At 51.9% G+C, this 18157-nt stretch carries 18 protein-coding genes; 16 read left to right on the plus strand and 2 right to left on the minus strand.

Annotated elements, in window-relative coordinates; translation table 11 throughout:
* Positions 1-39: 39 nt before the first annotated feature.
* The 3 genes from ACVBEF_RS03670 to ACVBEF_RS03680 all read left to right on the plus strand — a co-directional run bounded on the left by ACVBEF_RS03670 (position 40) and on the right by ACVBEF_RS03680 (position 2308).
* On the plus strand, positions 40-117 hold the full coding sequence (locus ACVBEF_RS03670; RefSeq protein WP_447122672.1) for a VF530 family DNA-binding protein: 78 nt from the start codon (positions 40-42) through the stop codon (positions 115-117).
* Positions 118-395: 278 nt separating this feature from the next.
* Positions 396-1463 (plus strand): hypothetical protein, encoded by a 1068-nt coding sequence (locus tag ACVBEF_RS03675; protein ID WP_447122591.1) that lies wholly within the window; start codon positions 396-398, stop codon positions 1461-1463.
* A gap of 140 nt (positions 1464-1603) precedes the next feature.
* Positions 1604-2308: a transposase gene (locus tag ACVBEF_RS03680; RefSeq protein WP_447122592.1), complete on the plus strand. Its 705-nt coding sequence runs from the start codon at positions 1604-1606 to the stop codon at positions 2306-2308.
* Positions 2309-2329: 21 nt separating this feature from the next.
* On the opposite strand, the gene ACVBEF_RS03685 is transcribed toward ACVBEF_RS03680, so the two are convergent.
* Complete coding sequence (locus ACVBEF_RS03685; RefSeq protein WP_447122593.1) at positions 2330-2620, minus strand: type II toxin-antitoxin system RelE family toxin; 291 nt, start codon at positions 2618-2620, stop codon at positions 2330-2332.
* The gene (locus ACVBEF_RS03690) at positions 2617-2904 is read right to left on the minus strand and encodes a type II toxin-antitoxin system Phd/YefM family antitoxin (RefSeq protein WP_447122594.1); all 288 of its coding nucleotides are present in this window, start codon (positions 2902-2904) and stop codon (positions 2617-2619) included. The genes ACVBEF_RS03685 and ACVBEF_RS03690 overlap by 4 nt, the downstream gene beginning before the upstream one ends.
* A gap of 304 nt (positions 2905-3208) precedes the next feature.
* On the opposite strand from ACVBEF_RS03690, the gene ACVBEF_RS03695 reads away from it, so the two are divergent.
* From ACVBEF_RS03695 to hisG, 13 genes are all read left to right on the plus strand, one after another.
* A complete protein-coding gene (locus ACVBEF_RS03695) occupies positions 3209-7969 on the plus strand; it encodes a glutamate synthase-related protein (RefSeq protein WP_447122595.1) in 4761 nt (1586 codons plus the stop codon).
* 162 nt (positions 7970-8131) lie between these two features.
* On the plus strand, positions 8132-9595 hold the full coding sequence (locus tag ACVBEF_RS03700) for a glutamate synthase subunit beta (protein ID WP_447122596.1): 1464 nt from the start codon (positions 8132-8134) through the stop codon (positions 9593-9595).
* Positions 9596-10016: 421 nt separating this feature from the next.
* Positions 10017-10820: an ABC transporter ATP-binding protein gene (locus ACVBEF_RS03705; protein WP_447122597.1), complete on the plus strand. Its 804-nt coding sequence runs from the start codon at positions 10017-10019 to the stop codon at positions 10818-10820.
* Positions 10817-11593 (plus strand): lipid asymmetry maintenance ABC transporter permease subunit MlaE, encoded by a 777-nt coding sequence (gene mlaE / locus ACVBEF_RS03710; RefSeq protein WP_447122598.1) that lies wholly within the window; start codon positions 10817-10819, stop codon positions 11591-11593. The genes ACVBEF_RS03705 and mlaE overlap by 4 nt, the downstream gene beginning before the upstream one ends.
* A gap of 57 nt (positions 11594-11650) precedes the next feature.
* Entirely contained in the window at positions 11651-12124 is a 474-nt protein-coding gene (mlaD, locus tag ACVBEF_RS03715; RefSeq protein WP_447122599.1) for an outer membrane lipid asymmetry maintenance protein MlaD, read from the plus strand.
* The gene (locus ACVBEF_RS03720; protein WP_447122600.1) at positions 12121-12822 is read left to right on the plus strand and encodes an MlaA family lipoprotein; all 702 of its coding nucleotides are present in this window, start codon (positions 12121-12123) and stop codon (positions 12820-12822) included. Before mlaD ends, ACVBEF_RS03720 begins: the two co-directional genes overlap by 4 nt.
* A 126-nt stretch (positions 12823-12948) precedes the next feature.
* Positions 12949-13578: an MlaC/ttg2D family ABC transporter substrate-binding protein gene (locus ACVBEF_RS03725; RefSeq protein ID WP_447122601.1), complete on the plus strand. Its 630-nt coding sequence runs from the start codon at positions 12949-12951 to the stop codon at positions 13576-13578.
* Between the two features lie 69 nt (positions 13579-13647).
* Positions 13648-13944: an STAS domain-containing protein gene (locus ACVBEF_RS03730; RefSeq protein ID WP_447122602.1), complete on the plus strand. Its 297-nt coding sequence runs from the start codon at positions 13648-13650 to the stop codon at positions 13942-13944.
* 209 nt (positions 13945-14153) lie between these two features.
* Positions 14154-15125 (plus strand): ABC transporter ATP-binding protein, encoded by a 972-nt coding sequence (locus ACVBEF_RS03735; protein ID WP_447122603.1) that lies wholly within the window; start codon positions 14154-14156, stop codon positions 15123-15125.
* On the plus strand, positions 15122-15877 hold the full coding sequence (locus tag ACVBEF_RS03740; protein WP_447122604.1) for an ABC transporter permease: 756 nt from the start codon (positions 15122-15124) through the stop codon (positions 15875-15877). The genes ACVBEF_RS03735 and ACVBEF_RS03740 overlap by 4 nt, the downstream gene beginning before the upstream one ends.
* Positions 15878-15940: 63 nt before the next feature.
* Positions 15941-16195, plus strand: coding sequence for a BolA family protein (locus ACVBEF_RS03745; RefSeq protein ID WP_447122605.1), 255 nt, complete (start codon positions 15941-15943; stop codon positions 16193-16195).
* 11 nt (positions 16196-16206) lie between these two features.
* A complete protein-coding gene (gene murA / locus ACVBEF_RS03750) occupies positions 16207-17457 on the plus strand; it encodes a UDP-N-acetylglucosamine 1-carboxyvinyltransferase (protein WP_447122606.1) in 1251 nt (416 codons plus the stop codon).
* A gap of 43 nt (positions 17458-17500) precedes the next feature.
* Positions 17501-18154: an ATP phosphoribosyltransferase gene (gene hisG / locus ACVBEF_RS03755; protein ID WP_447122607.1), complete on the plus strand. Its 654-nt coding sequence runs from the start codon at positions 17501-17503 to the stop codon at positions 18152-18154.
* Positions 18155-18157: the final 3 nt, after the last annotated feature.

Raw genomic sequence — 18157 nt, forward strand, 5'->3', positions numbered from 1 at the left:
ACAACGCTGACAGCTTGTTAACACATAGAGAAATAGAAAATTTATACCGCATTTTTGCGAAAAACGCCTTGGGCGCGTGAGAAGGTTGAGGCCCTCTTTATCCAAATGCAGCCTTAATTATTTCTGGCAAACAGGGCGCGCATGCCCTATTTGCCAAAGGCCTCTGTGTAACGTCCGACCGGGAAATTTTTCCTGAAGTCGTTGATGTGCGCAGAGTGCTTAAGTACGCCATTCATCACTCTAAATAGGAATGACATATGTTGATAATTGCTTCTTCTCGGGCAGGCCCGGTGCTGCCTGTCGCGAACATATCGGGTACGCTTGATCCCGATGGGGCACCATTTTCAGCTCGGTTCCGTGCTGGGCGAGGCGACTTAGAGGTGGATATGGGATCCATGGATAGCGTCGACTCCGGCAGTGCTACAGCGCCATGCAGCTCTATTGCTACAGCAGCGGCTGCGACGGCTGCGCGGAAATTCGTTACCGCGTTTGTCGCTGCTAATGTGCGCTATGGGATCGATGCAGGGGGCGCGATGTTAGCTGTATCGGCGAATGTGCCGCTGACTATCGCCGCGGCAGTCACTGGTGCAGCCGTGAGCGGTTGTGCTGGATTTGGCTTGGGTAGTGAGATGGCAACCTCCCTCCTGCGCGATACATATGCCAACAACCGTTGCGTGCAACTTGCGGCGGCTGTCAATGGTGCGTTGGTCTTCGGTGTCGTTGGTGCTGCGCCACCGGTGATCGCTTATCTTCTCAATCCGTTAGCCCTTAATACTGTTGCTGTGCGAACGTTGGCGAATGGGGCTTCGAGCATTGTGCGGGAGCTCGGTGAGAATGCCTGCAACGGATTGGGACCGCGGATTGTATGGAATGGCATGCCAACGATCAAAGGTTTGACGCTCTCGACTGCTGCCTATGCGGTGATGTTAGCCGTCGGAGGGGCTGTCAAACCACTCCTCCCGGAGTGGGTTGACGCTACGATATCGAGTGCAGTTATCGCGGGGGGCGAGGGGGGCAGCGGTGCGGTCATTCGTGGCGTTGTGTATCCAAATGAGACGAGCATCGTCGCTGGCAGTGGTCGACTAACGAGGCCACGGCCGGTCGAAGTGTTGCACGCTGCCGGGATGCGCACCGTCTTTGGGATGGGGGTGCAGGCGCAGAACCTTGTGTTGGATCAGTTTGAGAAGTCGGAAAATCCTCATGTCGAAGGCATGGCCCGGCGTCTGGTTGCTGTTATCAATGGCTATCGGACGTGGTTCAGTGCGCAAGCGCAGGATGGTTTTTCAAAGGTCATCCATAAAGGATCGTTCGACCTCGGCGCTGGTGGTCTGCGCGATAAGGAGTTGCAATATAGTGCCGATGTGGAAGTAATGCGTCGGCATGGTGATTGGAGTTCCAATAGCACGCGTAATGGTCTGCGGCTACGCAGAGTGACGCGCAATACGGTTGACGATCTTCGATGATCTGACCGGAGGAGTGCCGTTGGCTCCGGTCTCAGTTGGCGGGAGGGGATTTTAATTGGGGTCGGAGTCAATGGGCAAGGTCTATACTCGCATAAAATAGCGGCATATCGACCACCATCAACCACCATCAATATTTCCCCATGGCCCGCCTCGCACGTCTCGTTATTCCTCATCAGCCGCATTATTTGATCCAGCGCGGTATCGATGGGCAAACCATTTTTCGTGACAATCACGACTATCTTGCGTTTTATAACTGGCTGCGCGATGCGGCCCGGCAGTTCAAGGTGGCTATTCATGCTTATTTGTTAATGGGCAATCAAATTCAATTATTGGTCACGCCAACCGATCAACAGGGTCTGGCGCGGATGATGCAATGGGTGGGGCGCTATTACGTACCGTACTTCAATCAAAAATACCACCGGGTCGGCACGCTCTGGCAAGGGCGCTACAAAGCGGCGGTCATTGATCCTGAGCACTATTTGATGAAGTGCAGCATGGCCATTGAGTCCGCTCCCGTGCACGAAGGCTTGGTGGTGACGCCTGGTGAGTTTCTCTGGTCCAGCTATTTACATCATGTCGGCGTTAAGCCCGACGCGTTGATTGCGGACCATCCTTTGTATTGGGCCTTGGGCAATACGCCGTTCGATCGCGAGGCTACGTATAAGGAATTGGCGGAGCAGGCGCTTACTTTTCCGTGGGATGGGTCGCTGGTGGAGGCGGTGGGGAAGGGCTGGGTGCTGGGGTCGGAGACTTTTAAGTTCCGGCTGGAGCAGCAGGGGATGCCGCGGATTCGACCGGCTAAGCGGGGGCGGCCGTTTAAGGTGGGGGTGAACGGCGGTGAGTGATTGCGGGAAAAATAGAGGTGATCAATCGACCCTGCCGGAAGCAGTATCGTAAATTTCATTATTGCGCCGCATGCCAACCGCAATGATCAACACTTCTATCCGCTCACCATCGATACGGTAGACAATTCTTGTCTGACCGGTACGTATTCGCCGACATCCCGACAAGTCGCCCACAAGTCGCTTCCCGCATTTGTCAGGCTCGCCTTGTGCGATGCGTTCTTCGATGACTTTCAGAATGGTCCTTGCTTCGGTGCGACCAAGACTGAGCAAATCTTGCTCTACTTCAGGTTGGTAAATGATTGTCCACGTCATTCTTTATCCTCATCAAAGCGCGCCAGCATGTCTGCGTGTGATATCGGCTTAAGTTGTGCAATAGAGGCGAGTCTGTTTCGAGCGACAGCCTCAATGCGGAGGTCTTCGAGCTCTGCCATGAGCGCTTCATAGCGTGCAATCGGTAGCATAACTGCGGAAGGTTGGTTATCACGGATCACAACATAGCGATCCTGTGTGCCATCCGTCATGCGATCGAGCAACATACGGGTATTTTTCTGAAGTTCAGTAGATGAAATGGCTTGGTCAGCGCGATCAAGTAGCATGATAGGACTCCGATATGAAATTAAATATGATCTTAATCCATTTTTAATCGCACCTCAAGAGGATTGGCACTGATGACCAACGTCATCAGGATCTCAACACACGCACCAATTTATTGCTTTATCGCTATGATTTGCCCTAAATGGGGGAATCTGATGGTGCATGATTAATTACTATGTCCCTATTTAAATTTTCTCAATAATTTTTTTGCATTTAAATTACTCTGACCCTAATTGTTGTGGTTGTAGTCTGCGCAACTCTGCCCTATTCTGAATACCCTTACAGTCAGAGTGGTGGAGTACGCAAATGCAAACCGAGCAAACCCAGGAAATCAGGCACGCTTTATCAGCGGAAGTCGCCACTAAAACCGCAGGGAAGCCCGCAGCCCAGGGTTTATATGATCCTAATAATGAACACGACGCTTGCGGCGTCGGTTTTATTGCGCATATCAAAGGCAACAAAAGCCACTCTATCGTTGAGCAGGGTTTGCTGATTCTGAAGAATCTGGATCATCGTGGCGCGGTGGGTGCCGATGAGTTGATGGGTGATGGCGCAGGGATTTTGATTCAGGTGCCGGATCAGTACTATCGCGAAGAAATGGCGAAGCAGGGCGTGACGTTGCCGCCGCCGGGTGAGTTTGGTGTCGGGATGGTGTTTTTGCCAAAAGAGAACGCATCGCGTATTGCTTGCGAACAGGAAATTGAGCGCGCCGTTGTGCTGGAAGGCCAGGTTGTGTTGGGCTGGCGTGATGTGCCGGTCGATACCGAGATGCCGATGTCGCCGACTGTGCGCGATAAAGAGCCGGTAATCCGTCAGATTTTCATTGGCCGCGGTCCCGATATCATGGTCACCGATGCGCTGGAACGCAAACTGTATGTGATCCGCAAGTCTTCCGGTCACGCGATTCAGGCCTTGGATTTATTGCACGGCAAGGAATTTTTTGTGCCGTCGATGTCGGCCCGCACTGTGGTCTACAAGGGTTTGTTGCTGGCCACGCAAGTGGGCGTGTATTACAAGGATTTGCAAGACCCGCGTTGTATCTCGGCGCTGGCGCTGGTGCATCAGCGTTTCTCGACCAATACTTTCCCGGAATGGCCGCTGGCCCACCCGTATCGCTTAATTGCGCATAACGGCGAGATCAACACCGTCAAAGGTAACTTCAACTGGATGCGCGCCCGTGAAGGCGTGATGAAGTCGGCGGTGTTGGGCGACGATCTGCAAAAGCTATTCCCCCTGATTTATGAAGGCCAGTCCGATACGGCTTGCTTCGATAACGCGCTTGAGTTGTTGTTGATGGCGGGCTATCCGATTGCGCAAGCGATGATGATGATGATTCCTGAGGCGTGGGAAAACCACACCACGATGGATGACAATCGCCGCGCTTTTTATGAATATCACGCAGCGATGATGGAGCCGTGGGACGGCCCGGCGGCGATGGCGTTTACCGATGGTCGCCATATTGGCGGCACGCTGGACCGCAATGGTTTGCGTCCGGCGCGTTACATCGTCACTGACGATGATTTGGTGGTGATGGCGTCGGAGTCTGGCGTTTTGCCGATTCCAGAATCGAAGATCATCCAGAAATGGCGTTTGCAACCGGGCAAGATGTTTTTGATCGATCTCGATGCTGGTCGCATCATTGACGATAAAGAACTCAAAGATACGTACGCCAACGCCAAGCCATACAAGCAATGGATTGAGTCGGTGCGGGTGAAGCTCGATGAATTGAAGCAAGAGCCAGCGGAGTCCGGCTCGACCATTCCGTTGCTGGATCGCCAGCAATTGTTCGGCTACACCCAGGAAGATTTGAAGTTTTTGATGTCGCCTATGGCCGCCAATGCGGAAGAGGCGATTGGTTCGATGGGTAATGATTCGCCACTGGCGGTGATGTCGAGCAAAAACAAAACGCTCTATAACTATTTCAAGCAGTTGTTCGCGCAAGTGACCAATCCGCCGATCGATCCGATTCGTGAAGCGATGGTGATGTCGCTGGTGTCGTTTGTCGGTCCAAAGCCGAACGTACTCGACACCAACAACATCAATCCGCCGATGCGTCTGGAAGTGGTGCAGCCGATTCTGGACTATGCCGATATCGCTAAATTGCGTAACATCAGCGCGCACACCGGCGGCAAGTTTAAATCGCATGAACTCAATATTTGCTATCCGGTCGCCTGGGGCAAAGAAGGCATTGAGGCGCGTCTGGCGTCGCTGTGCGCTAAGGCAGTCGATGCGGTCAAGTCAGGCCATAACATTCTGATTATTTCGGATCGCAAAGTCGATGCGGAGCAAGTTGCGATTCCAGCCTTGCTGGCAACCTCGGCCATCCATCAGCATTTGGTGACCAAGGGTTTGCGTACTTCAACCGGGTTGGTAGTAGAAACCGGTTCGGCACGTGAGACGCATCATTTTGCGCTGCTGGCCGGTTACGGTGCGGAAGCGATTCATCCGTATCTGGCGATGGATACGCTGCGTGAAATGGCGCACGGTTTGCCGGGGTCGTTGTCGCCTGAAAAAGCGATTTATAACTTCCAGAAGGCGATCGGCAAAGGCCTGCTGAAGGTGATGTCGAAGATGGGTATTTCGACCTATATGTCGTATTGCGGTGCGCAGATTTTTGAAGCCATCGGCTTGAATAAAAGCATGACCGATAAATACTTCAAAGGTACGTCGTCCAACGTGGAAGGAATCGGTGTGTTTGAAGTTGCCGAGGAAGCGTTGCGCTTGCATCGCGCGGCCTTTAGCAACGATCCGGTGCTGGCCAATGCCTTGGATGCTGGCGGCGAATACGCGTTTCGCGTGCGTGGCGAAGAACATATGTGGACGCCGGATGCGATTGCGAAATTGCAGCATTCAACCCGTTCGAATAATTTCAACAGCTACAAGGAATACGCGCAGCTGATCAACGATCAAACCAAGCGTCACATGACGTTGCGTGGTTTGTTTGAATTCAAGCTCGATCCAAGCAAAGCGATTCCATTGGATGAAGTTGAGTCGGCCAAAGAAATCGTCAAACGGTTTGCTACCGGCGCGATGTCGCTCGGATCAATTTCGACCGAGGCGCATGCCACGCTGGCGATTGCGATGAATCGCATTGGCGGTAAATCGAATACCGGCGAAGGTGGCGAGGATGTGAATCGTTATCGCCAGGAGTTAAAAGGGATTCCGATCAAGAAGGGCGAAACGCTGGCCTCAGTGGTCGGGCGTGAGCATATTGAAGTCGATACGCCGTTGCTGGCGGGTGATTCCTTGCGGTCGAAAATTAAGCAAGTGGCGTCCGGCCGGTTTGGCGTCACGGCTGAGTATCTGACTTCTGCGGACCAGATTCAAATCAAGATGGCGCAAGGCGCAAAGCCGGGCGAAGGCGGACAATTGCCGGGTCACAAAGTGACGGAATATATCGCCCGATTGCGTTTCTCGGTGCCGGGCGTGGGCTTGATTTCGCCACCGCCGCATCATGATATTTATTCGATTGAAGACTTGGCGCAGTTGATCCACGATCTGAAAAACGTCAATCCAACCGCCTCGATTTCGGTCAAGCTGGTCTCGGAAGTCGGCGTTGGCACGATTGCTGCCGGTGTCGCTAAAGCGAAGGCGGACCATGTGGTCATTGCGGGTCATGATGGTGGCACGGGTGCTACGCCTTTGTCGTCGGTCAAGCATGCTGGTTCGCCTTGGGAATTAGGTTTGGCAGAAACGCAGCAAACGTTGGTGTTGAATGGTTTGCGTAGCCGGATTCGGGTGCAGACCGATGGACAGATGAAGACGGGCCGCGATGTGGTCATTGGTGCGCTGCTGGGGGCCGATGAGTTCGGTTTTGCGACCGCGCCGCTGGTGGTTGAGGGCTGCATCATGATGCGTAAATGCCATTTGAATACTTGTCCGGTTGGGGTGGCGACGCAAGACCCGGTGTTGCGCGCTAAGTTTTCTGGCAAGCCTGAGCATGTGGTTAACTTTTTCTTCTTTATCGCTGAAGAAGTACGTCAGATCATGGCGCAATTGGGTATCCGCAACTTCAACGATTTAATCGGGCGTTCGGATTTCCTTGATAAAGCGAAGGCGATCACGCATTGGAAAGCGCAAGGTCTGGACTTCTCGCGGATTTTCTATCAACCGGCATTGCCTGCCGGCGAAGTGTATTACCACACGAAAGAGCAGGATCATGGTCTGCATAAAGCGCTCGATCACAAGTTGATCGCACAAGCCAGAGCAGCAATTGATAAGGGTGAGCGGGTGTCTTTCATCTCGCCGATCAAGAACTTGAACCGTACCGTGGGCGCGATGTTGTCGGGCGAAGTGGCGAAGAAATACGGCAATGAAGGTCTGCCGGATGACACCATTCATATCCAGTTGCAAGGCACGGCCGGTCAGTCAGCGGGGGCGTTTCTGGCGCACGGAATTACGCTTGATCTGGTGGGCGAGGGGAATGATTATGTGGGTAAGGGCTTGTCGGGCGGGCGCATTATTGTGCGTCCGAATACCGAGTTCCGTGGCCGTGCGGTGGACAACATCATTGCCGGTAACACGGTGCTGTATGGCGCAACAACCGGCGAGGCGTTCTTGAACGGTGTGGCTGGTGAGCGCTTTGCCGTGCGTAATTCGGGCGCGATTGCGGTCGTTGAGGGCACTGGTGACCATGGTTGCGAATACATGACGGGCGGCACTGTCGTCGTGCTGGGTGAGACGGGCCGTAACTTTGCTGCCGGGATGTCGGGCGGGATTGCTTATGTCTACGATCCGGATGCGCAGTTTGCATCGCAGTGCAATATGTCTATGGTTACGCTGGAAGCGGTGTTGAGCCAGGGTGAGCAGGAGACGACCATCGATCGTGCCCTCTGGCACGCGCAGACCCGTAACGAAACGCCAAAAACCGATGAGGCGATTTTGAAGGGCCTGATCGAGCGTCACTTTAAATATACGGGCAGTACGCGTGCGCGTTATCTGCTCGATAACTGGGTTGCTTCGCGCAGCAAATTCGTCAAGATCTTCCCGACGGAATACAAGCGTGCACTGGGTGAGATCCATGCGGCGAAGGTTGCTGCGCCAGTCAAAGAAAAAGTCATCGCCTGAGGTGAACTCTACAAACCTACTGCGCGAATCAATCTTGAATTTTCGATGCTCACCGACCATTCGTACGGCTGGGCTTCACAATTCGACCTTGATTCGCTCGCTACGGTTTTTAGAGCTCACCTGGTTGAGCCAATAGAACATAGCCAAGATTGTGAGTAAAAAATGGGTAAAGTAACCGGTTTCATGGAATTTGATCGCATGCCTGAGACGTATGAAGCGCCACAGGCACGCAAGAAGCATTACAAAGAATTCATTCTGCAATTGGCAGATAAAGATGCTCAGGTGCAAGGTGCGCGTTGCATGGATTGCGGGATTCCTTTTTGTAACAACGGTTGTCCGGTCAATAACATTATTCCTGACTGGAATGATCTGGTGTATCGCGGTGCATATCGGGAAGCCTTGGATACCCTGCATTCGACCAATAATTTTCCTGAGTTCACCGGCCGGATTTGTCCTGCGCCGTGCGAAAGCGCTTGTACGCTGGGGATTAGTGACGATCCGGTCGGGATTAAATCGATTGAGCATTTCATCATCGATAAAGGTTGGGAAAGCGGTTGGGTCGTGCCGCAACCTGCATTGATCAAGACCGGCAAAAAAGTTGCCGTCGTTGGCTCCGGCCCTGCCGGACTGGCGGCAGCGCAACAGTTGGCGCGGATTGGCCATGATGTGACCGTGTTTGAAAAGAGCGATCGCGTCGGTGGTTTGCTGCGCTACGGCATTCCTGATTTCAAGATGGAAAAAAATCATATTGATCGCCGGGTCGAGCAAATGGAAGCGGAGGGCGTGATCTTCCGTACCGGTGTGCTGGTGGGCAAGGATTTTCCGGCGAATGTGAATAACTGGGCTAAGAAAACGATTTCTCCGGATGAGCTGAAGGCAGAGTTCGATGCCGTCGTCATTGCTGGTGGTGCCGAGCAGCCGCGCGATTTACCAGTCCCGGGCCGGGATCTTAAGGGCGTGCATTTCGCGATGGATTTCTTGCCGCAACAAAACAAAATCAACGCTGGTGACAAGGTCAAGGATCAAATTCTGGCCGGTGGCAAAAACGTGATTGTGATCGGTGGTGGGGATACCGGCTCTGATTGCGTCGGTACGTCGAATCGTCAGGGTGCTGTTTCGGTATCGCAGTTTGAATTGATGCCAGAGCCGCCGGGACAAGAAAATAAGGCTATGGTCTGGCCGTACTGGCCGACCAAATTGCGCACGTCTTCTTCGCACGAAGAGGGTTGCGAGCGTGATTGGGCGGTGGCGACTAAACGTCTGGAAGGTAAAAACGGCAAGCTTGAAAAACTCGTTGCCGCGCGGGTCGAATGGAAAGACGGCAAGATGCAGGAAGTGCCGAATTCGGAATTCGAAATGAAGGCCGATCTGGTGTTTCTGGCGATGGGCTTTGTCTCGCCGGTGACGCAGGTGTTGGAGGCGTTTGGCGTGGATAAAGATGCACGCGGGAACGCGAAGGCGACGACTGACGGCGATGGTTGCTATAAAACGTCGGTCGATAAAGTGTTTGCTGCGGGTGACATGCGGCGTGGGCAATCGCTGGTGGTCTGGGCGATTCGTGAGGGCCGTCAGTGTGCGCGTGCGGTGGATGAGTTTTTGATGGGGGCGTCGGTGTTGCCGCGGTAAGCTATGGCGTTTGTGTGACTTGAAAGTCACGGAGTATTAAAAGGAGCCCTTAATTCTTGATGGATTAAGGGCTCTTTTGACTACGCGTCAGATGTATACCAGAGGTGCTCTTAATGGTACGTAAGTTAGATCACACTGAAAACATTACAATTAAGAGATAAGTAGTATTTCCTCTAAAAAACTATTCCTGCCAGACTTCTGCGCTGCACACACTTTTATGTGCTTGTTAGAAACGTGTGTAGTCGGTCTCTGATTGGTCTGGTGCAGGGACGTTTACTTATAAAAAATTCTCTGTTTCCTCGCTGGCCCTTCCAATTCAATTACGTAACTGTTGTAACGATAGTGAAATTGCGACGCTGTTATGGGAACAATTGTTGCAAGTGCACTACAATGTCGCCTTTGGTCTAACCGGTGAGGATGCGTGACTAATATTGTCGAGATCCGCGATGTGCAATTCAGTTATGGTGAGCGGGCGATTTTGTCGTCGCTTGATATGGATTTCCCACGTGGAAAAGTGATCGCCATCATGGGTGGTTCCGGGTCGGGAAAAACCACTATTTTGCGTTTGATCGGCGGTCAGTTGCGACCGGGGGCTGGAACTGTGTCGGTCGACGGTGAGGTCGTTGCCAAGCTGAGCAAGGCTGCTTTATATGCGATGCGTCGCAAGATGGGCATGCTGTTTCAGAATGGCGCGCTGTTTACCGATTTGACGGTCTATGAAAACGTAGCTTTCCCTTTGCGTGAACATACCGATTTGCCGCCTGAACTATTAAATACGCTGGTATTGATGAAATTGCAGGCTGTTGGTTTGCGCAACGCAGCACAACTTAAACCATCGGAAATTTCCGGCGGGATGGCGCGCCGGGTCGCTTTAGCGCGTGCGGTGGCGTTGGACCCGTTATTGATTATGTATGACGAGCCATTTGCCGGGCTGGACCCGATTTCTATGCGCGTGACTGCTAATTTGATTCGTAAATTGAATGACGCGCTGGGATTGACGTCGATTCTGGTGTCGCATGATGTTAATGAGTCGTTTGCGATTGCGGACTACATTTATTTTCTGTCGCAAGGGAAAATTGTTGCGCACGGTACGCCTGATGAAATGCGGGTATCGACCGATCCTTATGTGAAGCAATTCGTGCATGCTGAGGCCGATGGCCCGGTTCCTTTTCATTATCCGGGTAAGTCGTTTGCGGCTGATCTTGGCCTGGAGGCGCAATCATGATGGGGGTATTTGGCAGGATAGGTTCTAGTGTGCGTGAAAACGTTATCGGTGTCGGCCGCGCAACCAGGACTTTTGTTGCTATTTTGGGTGTGTCGGGAGGTTTGTTAAAACGACCGCGTTTGATTACCAATCAAATTCATTTCATCGGTAATTATTCGATGAGTATTATTGGTGTATCCGGTCTGTTTATCGGTTTTGTACTCGGTTTGCAGGGTTATTACACACTCAATAAATACGGCTCTGAGCAGGCATTGGGTTTGCTGGTGGCATTGTCGCTGGTGCGTGAGTTGGGGCCGGTCGTAACAGCCTTGTTGTTTGCCGGGCGTGCCGGGACTTCGCTCACGGCTGAAATCGGTTTGATGAAAGCTGGCGAGCAGTTGTCGGCGATGCAAATGATGGCGGTCGATCCGCTGCAACGCGTGATCGCGCCGCGCTTCTGGGCCGGAATTATCGCCATGCCGTTGCTGGCAGCAGTGTTTAGTGCGTTGGGTATTTTGGGCGGCTATGTCGTCGGCGTGCAATTGCTCGGCGTTGATGAGGGATCGTTCTGGTCGCAAATGCAGGCCGGTGTCGATGTCTGGAAGGATGTGGCGAATGGCGTCCTGAAAAGCTTTGTGTTCGGTATCGCCGTGACATTTATAGCGCTGTATCAGGGGTATGAAGCCCAGCCAACCCCGGAAGGTGTGGCGCGGGCGACCACACGCACGGTCGTGATCGCATCGCTGACCGTCCTGGCGCTGGACTTCTTATTGACGGCATTGATGTTTAACTAAGCTGTAATATGTTTGAGGCGTAACAATGCTTCGCTTAGTATTTTTAAGGTGATAAATATGCAACGAAAATCAGTAGATATATGGGTGGGTTTGTTTGTCGTACTGGGCGCACTGGCTCTGGTATTTCTGGCCTTTAAGGCCGGTAATTTGGGGGGCGCATCGTTTCAGAGTAGTTATCCCATCATTACCAAGTTCGATAACATCGGCGGCTTAAAGCCACGCGCACCAGTCAAGAGTGCTGGCGTCGTGGTTGGCCGGGTTGGTGCGATCAACTTTGACGACAAGAATTTTCAGGCGGTTGTGACCCTGAATATGGATGACCGTTATAAATTTCCTAGTGACAGCTCGGCCAAGATTTTGACGGCGGGGTTGCTAGGCGAGCAATATATCGGGCTAGAAGCTGGCGGCGCTGAGAAGTATTTGGCCGCTGGAGATAGTATAAAAATGACACAATCAGCCATCGTTCTGGAGAATCTGATCAGTCAGCTTATCTACAGCAAGGCGGCTGACGGAAAGGATAGTTCGCAATGAAAATTGACACAAAAACCACAATGCGTATGAGCGCTTTAGCGTTAGTTGTTGCCCTGAGCGGTTGCGCGACGACTACTGGCCCTGCTAATCCGCAAGACCCGTTGGAAGGTTTCAATCGTGCGATGTTTACGTTTAACGACAAACTCGACCAGGTTGCGTTGAAGCCGGCGGCGACTGCCTATAGAAACTGGTTGCCATCATTTGTGCAAACCGGCGTGAATAATTTTTTCGGCAATCTTAGTGATGTATGGAGCGCGGTTAACGGCTATCTGCAAGGCAATGGCGTCGACGGTACGACGGCGGTGATGCGTGTGGCGGTGAACACGACATTCGGGTTGGGTGGTTTGCTCGATGTCAGCTCGGCCGCGGGATTGGAGAAAAAGAAAAAAGATTTCGGTCAGACGCTGGGCAAGTGGGGCGTAGGCTCTGGTCCTTACGTTGTGTTGCCGTTGTTCGGTCCTTCCAATGTACGCGACACTGCGGCGCTTCCTGTGGACTTTTACGGTGATATCTGGACTTACAAGTATCCAGTGTTCTGGCGTAATACCGGCACGGTTGTGCGCCTCGTCGACAAGCGTGCTAACTTGCTGGATGCCTCGTCATTACTTGAAGATGCTGCAATAGATAAGTATGAATTTGTGCGCGATGCGTACACGCAGCGTCGCCAAAGCCAGATTGATGGTCCAGGTAAAGACTAGTTAGTTACTTCTGGTAACCATATGGTATGAACAAGTTGGGAAATCAGGCGTCATAATAAAGTGACACTTTCGGATGTGTATTGCTCACATCTACCAATGATTAATATTGCATAAAGTTATTAAAATATGAATACTCTTAAAAAATATGTAGCAGCTGTTTTGACTTTTGGTGCCTTGGTATCTGCCGGTAGTACTTTCGCGCAGGAAGCGCCAGATGCGCTGGTGAAGCGCATTAGCCAAGACGTGATTGACTCGGCCAAAGCCGACAAGGGCATCCAGGGCGGCAATCAGCAACGGATTTTGTCGCTGGTGGAAGAAAAAATTATTCCTTACGTGGATTTTGAGCGCATGACCTCACTTGCCGCCGGTCCTAACTGGCGCAAGGCCACTCCGGAGCAGAAAAAACAGTTGACGGAAGAGTTCCGTAGCCTGTTGGTGTTCACTTATTCCGGCGCGTTGTCGCAGGTACGTGACCAGAAAATTGATTTTAAGCCGATGCGTGGCAGCCCATCCGACACCGAAGTTGAAGTACGTTCCGATGTAACGCAAGCCCGCGGCGAGCCTGTTCAACTCAACTACCGCATGGAAAAAATCGACAACGGCTGGAAAATTTATGATGTCAACGTATTGGGTGCCTGGCTCGTTGAATCATATAAAGGGACGTTTGCTTCAGAGATCAATCGTTCAGGTATTGATGGGCTGATTAAGGTCTTGTCTGACAAGAACAAAGCTCGTGCTGCTAAAACAGCCAAGTAATTGTTGCGTTGTTGCTGAATTGTTATTTGACAACTAATTGTAGTCTTTATCCCTTATTGATCGACCACCATGTTCAGGCCTTCTCATTCTCTTACTGTTAGCAACGCTAAACTCGCTCTGGAAGCGGGTTTGCGGGCGATTGCCAATGGCGAAACCGAGATTGATCTGGGCGACGTGGTGGCGGTTGATTCTGCCGCCGTGGCAACTTTGCTGGCATGGCAATGCGCAGCCCTTAATCAAGGGCTGTCGCTGCATTTTTCCAGTCTGCCTTCCAATCTGGAAAGTCTGATAGATTTATACGGTGTGACGGACTTACTCTCCCCTGCGACTTTGCCAGGGACGAATGCGGTCCCTCATCATCACTGACCTTTCTGCGGTCTATTCATTACGACTGAGATTGTTGCTCTTTAGCGATATTTCTTAGCGGTAATTCTGGTTCCAGTCTCTCCATCTTCGTTTGTCCCATTCCCGGATGTATTTCAGGAAATCCCCTATAATCGAGGGTTTCGCGTTATGCGTTTACTTACCACCGCGTTGCGCGCTCTTCCTCTTTTTTAAAAGTAAATCAAGCCACTATGGCGGCCATTCAAATTACCAACGTAAAAAAACGCTACCAGTCACTGCAAGCATTGGATGGCATTTCTCTGAACATCGAAGAGGGCGAGTTTTTTGGTTTGCTGGGGCCAAATGGCGCCGGTAAGACGACTTTGATTTCGATCATCGCAGGCTTGAACCGCGCCGATTCCGGCAGCGTCAATATCCACGGTCACGATGTCATCAGCGACTTTCGCAACGCCCGCAGGAAACTGGGTGTGGTGCCGCAAGAGTTAGTATTCGATCCTTTTTTCACCGTCCGTGAAACCTTGCGTTTGCAGTCCGGTTATTTCGGGCTAAAAAATAACGACAAATGGATCGACGAGGTCATGGAAAATCTCGATTTGACCAGCAAGGCCGACGCCAACATGCGTACGCTATCGGGCGGCATGAAACGCCGCGTACTGGTCGCGCAAGCGCTGGTGCACAAACCGCCCGTGATTGTGCTCGATGAGCCGACTGCCGGTGTTGATGTCGAATTGCGCCAGACCTTATGGAAGTTTATTTCGCAGCTCAACCGCGATGGCCATACGGTGGTGCTGACCACACATTATCTCGAAGAAGCGCAGGAGCAATGCAACCGTATCGCCATGCTCAAACGCGGCAAAGTGGTGGCGTTAGATACGACTGCCGGACTCTTGAAACGGATTTCTGGTTCGCAATTACTGGTGCATTTGCTTCCCGGAGTATTGTTGCCAGAGCTGTTGCGACCATTGGTCATGCCAGCTGCCAGCAATGAACGGGCAGGAAAATTTGCGTTGCGTGTCACCGACTACAACGAGGTCGAGCCTATCCTGGCGACTTTGCGCATGGCAGGCGTCGTCATTGATGACATGTATTTGCAGCAGGCGGATTTAGAGGATGTATTTTTACAAATTATGGATGGCAAAAGCGTGGATGGCATCAGTGCGGACAAAAACGTAGCGCAATACAGTCTGGGCGGTGCCCAATGATTGGCTTTCAAACGCTGTTCTACAAAGAAGTGTTGCGCTTTTGGAAGGTCGCCACGCAAACCGTTGGCGCACCGATTTTGACCGCATTGCTGTATCTGCTTATTTTCGGTCATACCTTGAAAGGCCACGTTGAAGTCTATCCGGGCGTGGAGTACACCGCGTTTCTGGTCCCCGGCTTAGTAATGATGAGCGTGTTGCAAAATGCGTTTGCGAATACCTCGTCGTCGCTGGCGCAATCCAAAATGACCGGTAATCTGGTATTTGTATTATTGCCGCCGCTATCGCATTGGGAATTGTTTGGAGCCTATGTGCTGGCATCCGTTGTGCGCGGCTTTGTGGTCGGCTGCGGTGTGCTGTTCATTACGGCATTTTTTGTTAATTTGTCGTTCGTTGCGCCTTTGTGGATCATTGTTTTTTCAGTATTAGGGGCGGCATTTTTAGGGACGATGGGCCTGATTGCCGGGATTTGGGCTGATAAGTTCGATCAATTGGCCGCGTTCCAGAATTTCTTGATTATGCCGGCGACCTTTCTGGCGGGGGTGTTCTATTCGATCCATTCGTTGCCACCATTCTGGCAAGCGGTTTCTCATTTCAATCCGTTCTTTTATATGATCGATGGATTCCGCTACGGGTTTTTTGGGCAGTCGGATATTAATCCGTTTATTAGTCTTGCCATTATTGTGGTGTTTCTGGTGGTGTTGGCAACGATTGCGGTACAAATGTTGAAGCAAGGCTATAAGTTACGTCACTGAGTTACGTCACTGAGTTGCGTCACCAATTAATGCAGTTTTATCTCAATTAAGCAGGTATACCTTATGTACCCTACACCCGAACTTGTTAAAAGTTACATCGCTGACGGCCTCGTTTGCACGCATTTGGAAGTCGAAGGCGACGGACAGCATTTCAAGGCCATCATTGTCTCGGATGCGTTTATCGACAAACGGCTGATTCAGCGCCATCAAATCGTGTACGCAGCATTGGGCGACCGTATGCGCGAAGAAATTCATGCGCTGTCGATGAAAACCCTGACGCCTGAAGAGTTTCATAAAAGAGCTTCCGCTCAAAGTTAAGAAGACGAACTATGGATAAATTATTAATTCAAGGCGGTAACCGCCTCTCTGGTGAAATCACTATTTCTGGCGCAAAAAATGCCGCGCTACCAATATTGTGTGCGGGTCTGCTGACCTCGGATCAGTTGGATTTGAGCAATGTGCCGAATCTGCACGATGTCTCAACCATGCTCAAGCTGCTGGGGCAAACTGGATTAAAGGCGAAGCAAGACGGGCATTCTGTGACCTTGCAGGGCGACGCCATCACCAACTGGGAAGCGCCCTACGATATGGTGAAAACCATGCGCGCGTCGATTCTGGCGTTGGGGCCATTGCTGGCACGTTTTGGCGAAGCCCGCGTGTCGTTGCCGGGTGGTTGTGCAATTGGTTCACGGCCAGTCGATCAGCACATTAGAGGCTTGCAGGCGATGGGTGCTGAGATTCATATCGAATCCGGTTACATCATTGCCAAAGCCAAAAAGCTCAAAGGTACGCATATTGTCACTGACATGATTACCGTGACAGGCACTGAAAATTTGCTCATGGCGGCAACGCTGGCCGACGGCGAAACCGTACTCGAAAATGCGGCGCGTGAACCGGAAGTGACCGATCTTGCCAATTTGCTCGTGGCGATGGGTGCCAGAATTGATGGCATCGGCACGGACCGTCTGGTCATTCAAGGCGTTGAAAAACTACACGGTGCTTCGCATTCGGTGATTCCTGATCGGATCGAGACTGGTACATTTCTATGCGCTGTGGCGGCCACTGGCGGCGATGTCCTGCTGAAAAATACCCGCAGTCACACACTCGATGTCGCGCTCGATAAATTGCGCGAAGCGGGCGTTATTTTGACTTCGGGCGATGACTGGATTCGCGTGCAGATGGCTGCACGTCCGAAAGCAGTCAGTTTCCGCACCACCGAGTATCCCGGCTTTCCGACCGATATGCAGGCGCAATTCATGGCCATGAATCTGATCGCTGACGGTACTAGCCATGTGACAGAGACGATTTTTGAAAATCGTTTCATGCACGTCCAGGAAATGAATCGCCTTGGCGCTGCTATCGATATCGAAGGCAATACGGCCATTATCAAAGGCGTCGATAAACTGTTTGGTGCGCCAGTGATGGCGACCGATTTACGTGCCTCTGCGTCCTTGGTTATCGCCGGTTTAGCCGCGCAAGGCGAAACGTTGATCGAGCGGATTTACCATCTGGATCGTGGTTACGATCAAATGGAACGCAAATTGTCGGCAGTCGGCGCGAAAATCGAACGGGTTAAATAAGCACTTTGGATGTATCCGGAATTAACCTCATTGAAAGAAGCAAATGAGTCAGAAATTAACCCTGGCATTGTCCAAGGGACGCATCTTTGAAGAGACGCTGCCATTACTTGCCGCAGCGGGCATTGTCGTTACCGAAAATCCAGAAACCTCGCGCAAGCTGATCCTGCCAACCAATAATCCGTTGATTAATGTCATCATCGTTCGTGCCTCCGACGTGCCAACCTATGTCCAATACGGGGCGGCCGATTTCGGCGTCGCGGGTAAGGATGTGTTGTCAGAGCACGGTGGCGAGGGCTTGTATCAGCCGATTGATTTAAACATTGCGCACTGCCGGATGTCGGTTGCCGTGTCGGCCGATTTTGATTACGCCAGTGCCGTGCGTCATGGAGCGCGTTTGCGAGTTGCTACCAAATACTTGCTGACCGCGCGCGAGCATTTTGCGGCTAAAGGTGTGCACGTTGATCTCATTAAACTATACGGTTCGATGGAGTTGGCACCGCTGGTAGGACTGGCCGACGCGATTGTCGATCTGGTCAGCACCGGCAGCACATTGCGCGCCAATCATCTGGTTGAAGTTGAGCATATTATGGATATTTCGGCGCGTTTGGTGGTGAACCAGGCGGCGTTGAAATTAAAGCACGCGCAGCTTCAGCCGATTCTGGAAGCGATTGAGAAAGCGTCCGCCAAAACGAACTGAGCA

It is taken from the genome of Glaciimonas sp. GG7 (assembly GCF_052976905.1).

Bases quoted from the DNA above. Each gene is read 5' to 3' on its own strand.
- hisG (WP_447122607.1), top strand. From the start codon at position 17,501: ATGAGTCAGAAATTAACCCTGGCATTGTCCAAGGGACGCATCTTTGAA.
- ACVBEF_RS03690 (WP_447122594.1), bottom strand. From the start codon at position 2,904: ATGCTACTTGATCGCGCTGACCAAGCCATTTCATCTACTGAACTTCAG.
- murA (WP_447122606.1), top strand. From the start codon at position 16,207: ATGGATAAATTATTAATTCAAGGCGGTAACCGCCTCTCTGGTGAAATC.
- ACVBEF_RS03680 (WP_447122592.1), top strand. From the start codon at position 1,604: ATGGCCCGCCTCGCACGTCTCGTTATTCCTCATCAGCCGCATTATTTG.
- ACVBEF_RS03745 (WP_447122605.1), top strand. From the start codon at position 15,941: ATGTACCCTACACCCGAACTTGTTAAAAGTTACATCGCTGACGGCCTC.
- mlaE (WP_447122598.1), top strand. From the start codon at position 10,817: ATGATGGGGGTATTTGGCAGGATAGGTTCTAGTGTGCGTGAAAACGTT.
- ACVBEF_RS03675 (WP_447122591.1), top strand. From the start codon at position 396: ATGGATAGCGTCGACTCCGGCAGTGCTACAGCGCCATGCAGCTCTATT.
- ACVBEF_RS03695 (WP_447122595.1), top strand. From the start codon at position 3,209: ATGCAAACCGAGCAAACCCAGGAAATCAGGCACGCTTTATCAGCGGAA.
- ACVBEF_RS03720 (WP_447122600.1), top strand. From the start codon at position 12,121: ATGAAAATTGACACAAAAACCACAATGCGTATGAGCGCTTTAGCGTTA.
- ACVBEF_RS03685 (WP_447122593.1), bottom strand. From the start codon at position 2,620: ATGACGTGGACAATCATTTACCAACCTGAAGTAGAGCAAGATTTGCTC.
- ACVBEF_RS03730 (WP_447122602.1), top strand. From the start codon at position 13,648: ATGTTCAGGCCTTCTCATTCTCTTACTGTTAGCAACGCTAAACTCGCT.
- ACVBEF_RS03735 (WP_447122603.1), top strand. From the start codon at position 14,154: ATGGCGGCCATTCAAATTACCAACGTAAAAAAACGCTACCAGTCACTG.
- ACVBEF_RS03740 (WP_447122604.1), top strand. From the start codon at position 15,122: ATGATTGGCTTTCAAACGCTGTTCTACAAAGAAGTGTTGCGCTTTTGG.
- ACVBEF_RS03700 (WP_447122596.1), top strand. From the start codon at position 8,132: ATGGGTAAAGTAACCGGTTTCATGGAATTTGATCGCATGCCTGAGACG.
- mlaD (WP_447122599.1), top strand. From the start codon at position 11,651: ATGCAACGAAAATCAGTAGATATATGGGTGGGTTTGTTTGTCGTACTG.
- ACVBEF_RS03725 (WP_447122601.1), top strand. From the start codon at position 12,949: ATGAATACTCTTAAAAAATATGTAGCAGCTGTTTTGACTTTTGGTGCC.